Origin of the sequence: Streptomyces albidus (ex Kaewkla and Franco 2022), assembly GCF_013870515.1 — a bacterium.
Classification (GTDB): Bacteria; Actinomycetota; Actinomycetes; order Streptomycetales; family Streptomycetaceae; genus Streptomyces; species Streptomyces albidus.
In genome coordinates this window covers 1-6,741 of record NZ_JACBXA010000287.1, presented here as the reverse complement: position 1 = coordinate 6,741, position 6,741 = coordinate 1, and the positions used below count along the sequence as shown (strand labels likewise).

The 6,741-nt window shown below is 70.8% G+C and carries 6 protein-coding genes; 1 reads left to right on the top strand and 5 read right to left on the bottom strand.

Translation table 11 applies throughout. From position 1 onward, the window contains the following. Together H5J26_RS26775 and H5J26_RS26770 are read right to left on the bottom strand one after the other, a co-directional pair. Positions 1–1,085: TOMM precursor leader peptide-binding protein (locus H5J26_RS26775; protein WP_181768545.1), on the bottom strand; the 1,085-nt coding region annotated here is incomplete at its 3' end. A 75-nt stretch (positions 1,086–1,160) separates the two neighbouring features. Next, positions 1,161–2,999 (bottom strand): AfsR/SARP family transcriptional regulator, encoded by a 1,839-nt coding sequence (locus H5J26_RS26770; protein ID WP_181768544.1) that lies wholly within the window; start codon positions 2,997–2,999, stop codon positions 1,161–1,163. A gap of 497 nt (positions 3,000–3,496) precedes the next feature. Here H5J26_RS26770 and H5J26_RS26765 point away from each other — a divergent pair, with 497 nt between their 5' ends. Then, a complete protein-coding gene (locus tag H5J26_RS26765) occupies positions 3,497–4,207 on the top strand; it encodes a S1 family peptidase (protein WP_181768543.1) in 711 nt (236 codons plus the stop codon). Positions 4,208–4,360: 153 nt separating this feature from the next. Here the strand turns inward: H5J26_RS26765 and H5J26_RS26760 are convergent, their stop codons facing one another. From H5J26_RS26760 to H5J26_RS26750, 3 genes are all read right to left on the bottom strand, one after another. Further along, the gene (locus H5J26_RS26760) at positions 4,361–5,584 is read right to left on the bottom strand and encodes a cation:proton antiporter (protein WP_181768542.1); all 1,224 of its coding nucleotides are present in this window, start codon (positions 5,582–5,584) and stop codon (positions 4,361–4,363) included. Between the two features lie 64 nt (positions 5,585–5,648). Then, on the bottom strand, positions 5,649–6,125 hold the full coding sequence (locus H5J26_RS26755) for a cation:proton antiporter regulatory subunit (RefSeq protein WP_181768541.1): 477 nt from the start codon (positions 6,123–6,125) through the stop codon (positions 5,649–5,651). 166 nt (positions 6,126–6,291) lie between these two features. Then, the coding region (locus H5J26_RS26750) for a sugar-binding domain-containing protein (RefSeq protein ID WP_235981160.1) at positions 6,292–6,741 on the bottom strand (450 nt) is incomplete at its 5' end.

Genomic DNA, 6,741 nt, shown 5'->3' with positions numbered 1-6,741 from the left:
TCCGCCTGCGTGCACAGGGTGCAGCGCGGGTGGGGCAGCAGCGGCTCGGAGGTGACGTCGAGGGACGCCATGTCCTGGACGATCAACTGGCCGTCGGTCTCGGCACGAAGGGCCCCGGTCGTGAAGCGGAAGACCTCGTAGCCGAGCATGTTGCCGATCATCGCGGCCAGCGGTCCGTCCGGCCGTCCGCCCGCAGGAGCGGCACCGGGCAGCGCGAGTGAGCTCCACACGTCGGCGGCAGCCGCGACGCTCCCCTTCGAGCCCCCCGAGCCCAGCCGCAGCAGCGCGCAGGACCAGCAGCCGCCGCGGCCGTGCGCCATCAGGGGCCCCATGACGGCGTGTTCGCCGTAGGACCACGCCGGTATGACGGCCACGCCCTTCGGGATACCCTCCCGCAGCAGCGGGAACAGGTGCTGCGCGGCACCGGGCCCGCCCGTGACCAGGACGACGTCGTACGACGCCAACTCCCGCCACGCGCCTTGGGTTTCACCGCCCGGAAGGCGGAGGGCCGGCATGTCGACGGGGCATTCGTCGGCGGCTGCCTCCGCCGCCTCCGCGTCGATGTCCGCCCGCTCGAGCCCGGGAAGGACGCCGATGGCCGCGCTGCCGTTGCGTATCAGGCTGAGCACGCACCAGCGGGCGACGTCGTCCTCGCCCAGTACGGCCACCCGCGTCTGCCTGAATCGCGCGAAGGCACGCTCCGCGGCGTCGGTGTAGTGGTCGATGTAGGCGATCTGCGGGGCGAAGCGGCGGGCCGCGTCCGGTGACGGGAAGCCCTCGTCCCCCGGCTTGCCGTCCGGTTCCGGGACGTCGCGGGCGAAGCCGCGGGCGTACAGCGTCCTGACGAGTTCGCCGAGCATGGCGCGCTGTCTCTCGCCGAAGCCCTCGCTGATCTCGGAGACCGCATGCTGCCCGTTGAGGTGAGGGACGATCAACGTGGCGAACCTGTAAGCCGACTTGGCGGTCAGCTGGAAGCCGCCGTCGGCGTTGTGGAAGAGGACCCCGTCCGGCGTCTCGGTGAAGAGCACGTCTCGGCGTATGCGAGGTCTGGTCGCGGCTACGGCTTCGTAGGCGGCTGTGGCCATGTGTGGTGACACCCCTGGGTGGTCGGGCGCGGTCGGCGAGGCTGCGCGGTCGGTGCGTTTTGGTCTGGAGGGATCTCAGCCCGGTGCGTCGGCCCGCTGTGCCCTGCCGGGCTCACGGGCAGCTCGACGCGCGTAGCAACGGAGCAGTTCGTGCATCCGGTACGGGCCGGGCGGGCCCTCCTCCAACAGCCCTGCGTCCGCGAGCTGTTCGAGTATCTCCTCGGCCTCCGCCGGTGGTCCGCTCCCGAGGCTCCCGGCCACTTCCGCCCCGGTGAGCGCGGCACGCTCATGGCTTCCGACGCGGACGAACACCTCGGCCAGACGGGGTTCGAGACGGTTCAGCGCGCCCTGGAGGATGTTGGGCACCGACATGCGGGGATCGTCGGCCAGGGCCAGCCGGGCCGGCAGGTCCTCGGCCAGCCAGGCGGCGCAGTCGGCGATCCGCAGGGTGGGCCGGGTCAGCAGACGTGCCGCCGCGATGCGCAGGCTGAGCGGGAAGTGGCCGCACAGCGAGGCCAGTTCGTCGGCTGCCTCGCTCTCCGACTCGACCCGCCGTCTGCCGAGGGTGCTGACCAGAAGCCGCCGTGACTCCTCGGGTTCGAAGGTGCCGAGACGGTGGACGAGCCCTCCGTGCGTGGCGACGAGCCCGGCAAGCCCCCGTCTGCTCGTGACGACGACTGCGCTGCCTTCGGCCGCGGGCAGCAGCGGACGGACCTGGTCGGTGCTGAGCACGTCGTCGAGCACGAGCAGCGACCGGCTCGCCCTGCTCTCGGGCGGCCCCAGCACCTCCAGTGCCTCGTCGGCCGTGACCGGCGTTCCATCAGGGCGGGCCATCGGAAGGACGAGGCTGCCGCCGGGGAAGGCGTCCTTGATCCGGTGAGCCGTCTGGACGGCGAGCGCGCTCTTCCCGATGCCGGGAGCACCGGAGATGACCACGAAGGCGGGAGTGCCGGCCTGTTCGCAGGTGAGGCGCTCGGCGATGGCTTCGCTGTCCGCCTCCCGCCCGGTGAAGCAGGAGACGGGTGTGGGCCGGACGGTCCGTACGGCTGCGGGGGCCTGCACCGGAGCGGGAACCTGAGGGGGAACCTGAGCGGCGGCAGGCGGCAGGGCGGGAGCCTGGTCCAGGGCGGGGGGCGGCGGAGGGAGCAGCGCCATCTGGTCCGCCACCGCCGGCCCCAGGTCGTCGCCGCGGAGGATGGAGAGTTCGAGCCGTTGCAGCGAAGGGCCCGGGTCGACGCCGAGTTCCTCCTTCAGGCGCATCTTGACCCGCCGGTACTCGGCAAAGGCCTCTGCCTGGCGGCCTGTTCGGTACAGGGCCTCGATCAACTGCTCGGAGAAACGTTCGTGTCCGGGGTGAGTGCGCGCCGCCTCCCACAGCTCCACCAGCACCTGGCGGCAACGCCCCATCGCAAGCTCGATGTCGCAGGCCCGCTCCAGCGCCCGCAGCCGCTCCTCCGTGAGCCGCGGCACCTCGTCGCGGTGGAGCATCTGCGAGGAGACGTTGGCCAGCAGGGGCCCCTGCCACAGGGCGAGGGCCTCCTTGAGCTTGTACAGCTCGGTCTCGGAGTCCTGCGTCTCCCGCGACTCCCTCACCAGCTCACGGAAGCGGACGAGGTCGAGGGTCGCGGAGTCGGCGGGCATCCGGTAGCCGCCGGGCACGGCCTCTATCGCGTTGTTGGCGATGCCGTACTTGGCGAAGATCCGCCGCAGCCGCAGAACACACGTCTGCAGGGCGGCTCTTGCCGTCGCCGGCTGCTCATCGTCCCAGAGGGCTCGCAGCAGATAGCCGGTGGCGACCACGGTGTTGGGGTGCGCGAGGAGCGCAGCGAGGAGGCTCGTCGGCTTGGACGGCTGAAGGACGACCACGTTCTGACCGTCTGCGATGCTCAACGGCCCCAGCAGTTGAAAACGCATTGGTCTGTCCCCCAGTTTCCGCGTTGCCCAGGCCGATTGCGGCCGGTATCAACTCCAAGCCGGATTCGCAACAGTTGGTCGACTGTTCCTTTTTCACGTACCCCGCCCCCGTCGTCCGCACTGGTAGTACGCCGTGGTCACACGATGGCGTGGAAAATGCCCCGGTTCCTCACTCGGAAGGAAAGCAGAGTGGTCTGAACCTCTGTCATACGCGGTGCGCAAAACAGGGCATCTTCTGCGAGTCCGACAAGTGGGAAGTCCCGGGATGCATTCTAGATAGCGTTGTGAATGAAGGTCGAGTCTTCTGTCAAAAGCACGCAAACAAAGAAGCACCAGATCCGGCCACTCTGGCGGTATAGCGGCCAACAACCTTCCGAATAGCGTGGATTCACACATCTGGTGCAGTGCGCCGGTGTTCTCACACAATGAGCGGGTCCCACCGCATCCCCGCGCCTCAGGCTTTGCGCCGGGCCGCGGTCACACCATGAAGGAGTGTCATGAATTCCCGAAGATCCGCCCTCTCCCGCACCGCTGCCGGCGCCGCCGTCCTCGCGCTGTTACTGCTCGGCGCCGTGCCCGCCGCGTCCGCGGCCGAGCCCGCCGGCCATGCCGGGAGCAGCGAACGGCCCTCCGCGGCCCGGCAGTCGGTGATCCGCGGCGGTGACTCCATCTACTCCGCCGGACGCGTGTGCACCGTGGCCTTCAACGCCACCGACGGTGCGGAGGACTACGCCATCACCTCCGGACAGTGCGTCAGCGGCGGCACCAACTGGTATGCGGACGCCGCCATGACGGTGCCCGTCGGCGCCACGGTCGGCACGTCCTTCCCCGTCAACGACTTCGGGGTGATCCGCTACACCAACCCCGCCGTCTCCCACCCCGGCGAGGTCGGCACCGGCAGCGGCGACGCCGTCGACATCACCGGCAGCGCGTCACCCGTCGTCGGATCGTCGATGTGCCACATCGGACGGGTCAGCGGCATGTCGTGCGGCACGGTCACCGCGGTCAACGTCTCGGTCAACTACCCGGACGGCACGGTCAGCGGCCTCTTCAGCTCCAGCGCCCGCTCCGAGCCCGGAGACGCGGGCGGTCCGGCCTTCACCTCCGGCGGCAAGGCTCTCGGGTTCATCGTCGGCGCGAGCGCCGGGTCCACCTTCTACCAGCCGATCGGAGAAGTGCTCGCCACCTGGGGGCTGACCCTCTCCTGACCCCCGCCGAGGCTCCCTCCCGGGGGCGTCGGCTCCCGCAGTCCTGTTGCTTCCGCGCACCCGCGCCCGTACGTCCGCTCCCGAGCCGGCCGGGGCCCCACCCCGGCCGGCTCCACGGCGAATCGCGCGGGGGTGCAGTGAGCACGGAACGCTTCAGCGCTTGAGCGGTTCCGGAGTCTCGGCGGGCACGGAGGACGCGTCTCCGTCCGCAGGCCGCTCCCGTCGCAGCCGCTTGCGCAGTACGTCCACCGCGGGCTCCGTCCAACGGGCTGCGAGCGGGCCCGCGATGACGAGGAGCAGGACGTACGCCGTGGCGAGCGGCCCGATGCGCGGCTCGACGCTGACGGCGAGTCCGGCGATGACGATGGAGAACTCCCCGCGAGCCACGAGCCCGCCACCAGCCCGCAGCCGCCCGCGCCTGCTGATGCCTGCGCGCCGTGCCGCGTACCAGCCGGTGATGATCTTGGTGATGATCGTGACGACGGCGAGCAGCAGCGCGGGCAGGAGCACCGGCGGGATCTGGGACGGGGTCGTCGAGAGCCCGAAGAAGACGAAGAAGACCGCCGCGAACAGGTCTCGCAGCGGGGTGAGAAGGGGCCGGGCGTTCTCCGCCGTCTCCCCCGACAGTGCGATGCCGACGAGGAACGCACCGACCGCCGCGGATACTTGGAGCTTCTGCGCGATGCCGGCGACCAGCAGTGTCAGACCGAGCACGACGAGCAGCAGCATCTCCGGCGTCTCGGAGTTGACCGCGCGGCTGATCAACCGGCCGTGCCGCAGGGCCAGATACAGCACCAGCCCCACGGTGCCGAGGGCCACCAGCAGCGTGACGCTGCCGCCCGCGACGCCGACGCCGGCGAGCAGGGCGGTCAGCAGCGGCAGATAGACGGCCATGGAGAGGTCCTCCATGACGAGCACGCCGAGGATGACCGGCGTCTCACGGTTTCCGAGCCGCCCCAGGTCCGTGAGGACCTTCGCGATGACGCCCGAGGAGGAGATCCAGGTGACTCCCGCGAGCGCCAGCACGCCCGCGGGACCCCAGCCGAGGAGAAGACCGGCGAGGGCGCCGGGGGTGGCGTTGAGCACGAAGTCGACGATGCCGGAGGGGTATTGGGTCTTCAGGCTCGTCACCAGCTCCGAAGCCGTGTACTCGAGGCCGAGCAGAAGCAGGAGGAGGATGACTCCTATCTCCGCGCCGACCTCGATGAACCCCTCGGTCGCGTTGAGCGGGAAGAGACCTCCGTGCCCGAAGGCCAGCCCGCCCAGCAGGTAGAGCGGGATCGGTGACATGCCGATGCGCCCCGCGAAGCGCCCCACGAGGCCCAGGCCGAGGATCACGGCGCCCAGTTCGATCAGCAGAACAGTGGTGTCGTGCACGTGCTCGACCTGGCCCTTCTCTCATTTCGGGACCGGCCGTGGGAGGCCGGCCCCGACGGTCCGCTCAGGTTCCGGCGATGATGCGGGCCAGTTCGTCGACGCCTTCCCGGGTGCCGACGGCGACGACGGCGTCCCCCGCCTCGAGCCGGAACTCCGGCCCCGGTGAGGGGTGCGGGCCGGTCCGGCGCAGCACCGCGACGATGTAGGCGCCTGTGCGCGTACGTGCGCGGGTCTCACCGAGGGGGCGGCCGCGGTACGGGGACCGGGCCGTCACCGGGACCCGCTCGGTGACCAGGTCCAGGTCCATCTCGCTGGCGCGGACCCTGGGTGTGTCGGCAGAAGCGAGCAGTTCGGCCAGGGACGAGGCCTCGTCGGCGTCCAGCGGAACGGTTGCCTGGCAGGCGTCCGGGTCGTCGGGCTCGTAGAAGCCGAGGAAGCGCCGGCCGTCCTGGTGGGCGACGACGGAGATGTGGCGGCCGGCCCGGGTCTCGATGTCGTACTGCGTGCCGACGCCCGGCAGCTTGGTGCGCTGCGTGGTCATGGCTGCCTGTCTCCTCGGAGAGTGCGCTGGGGGTACCTCCCGAGCCGGAGGCTCAGGGGGAGGGCCGCGGGGACACGGCCGCAATCGAGACTAACCCGCCGGCCTGTGAAGACCTCACCCGCACCGGTACGCCCCGGTGCGGGCGGACTTCATCTCGGACGCAGCTTCAGGAGCCGTCCGGGTCGGCCCGCTCCAGAGCGGGCTTGGGACCGGGCTCGGCCTCCGTCAGCAGATAGTCGGCCGCGGCGGTGTCCGTGACGAGGCTGGTCACCAGTCCGGAACGCAGGACCGCGCCGACCGCCTCCGCCTTGCGCTGGCCGCCCGCGATGGCGACCACCTCGGGGATGCGCCGCAGCCGCTCCGCCTCGACGGTGATGCACCGCTCCCCCAGGTCCCGGCCGATGCGGCGCCCGCTCTTGTCGAAGAGGTGCGCGGACATCTCGGCGGCGACGCCGAGTGTGGAGTAGTGCTCGCGTTCGGAGTCGCTGAGCATGTCGTGCACGGTGGAGATGCCCGGCTCCCACGAGCCGATGGAGACCGCCGCGACCGTCACCTTGTCGAAGTACTCGAAGGCGCGGGCGATGCCGGTCTGGCTGCGCAGCGCCGCGGCCGTGGC

Excerpts from the sequence above, each read along its gene's own strand:
- H5J26_RS26755 (WP_181768541.1), bottom strand. The coding sequence starts at position 6,125 with ATGACCACGCAGCGCACCAAGCTGCCGGGCGTCGGCACGCAGTACGAC.
- H5J26_RS26765 (WP_181768543.1), top strand. The coding sequence starts at position 3,497 with ATGAATTCCCGAAGATCCGCCCTCTCCCGCACCGCTGCCGGCGCCGCC.
- H5J26_RS26770 (WP_181768544.1), bottom strand. The coding sequence starts at position 2,999 with ATGCGTTTTCAACTGCTGGGGCCGTTGAGCATCGCAGACGGTCAGAAC.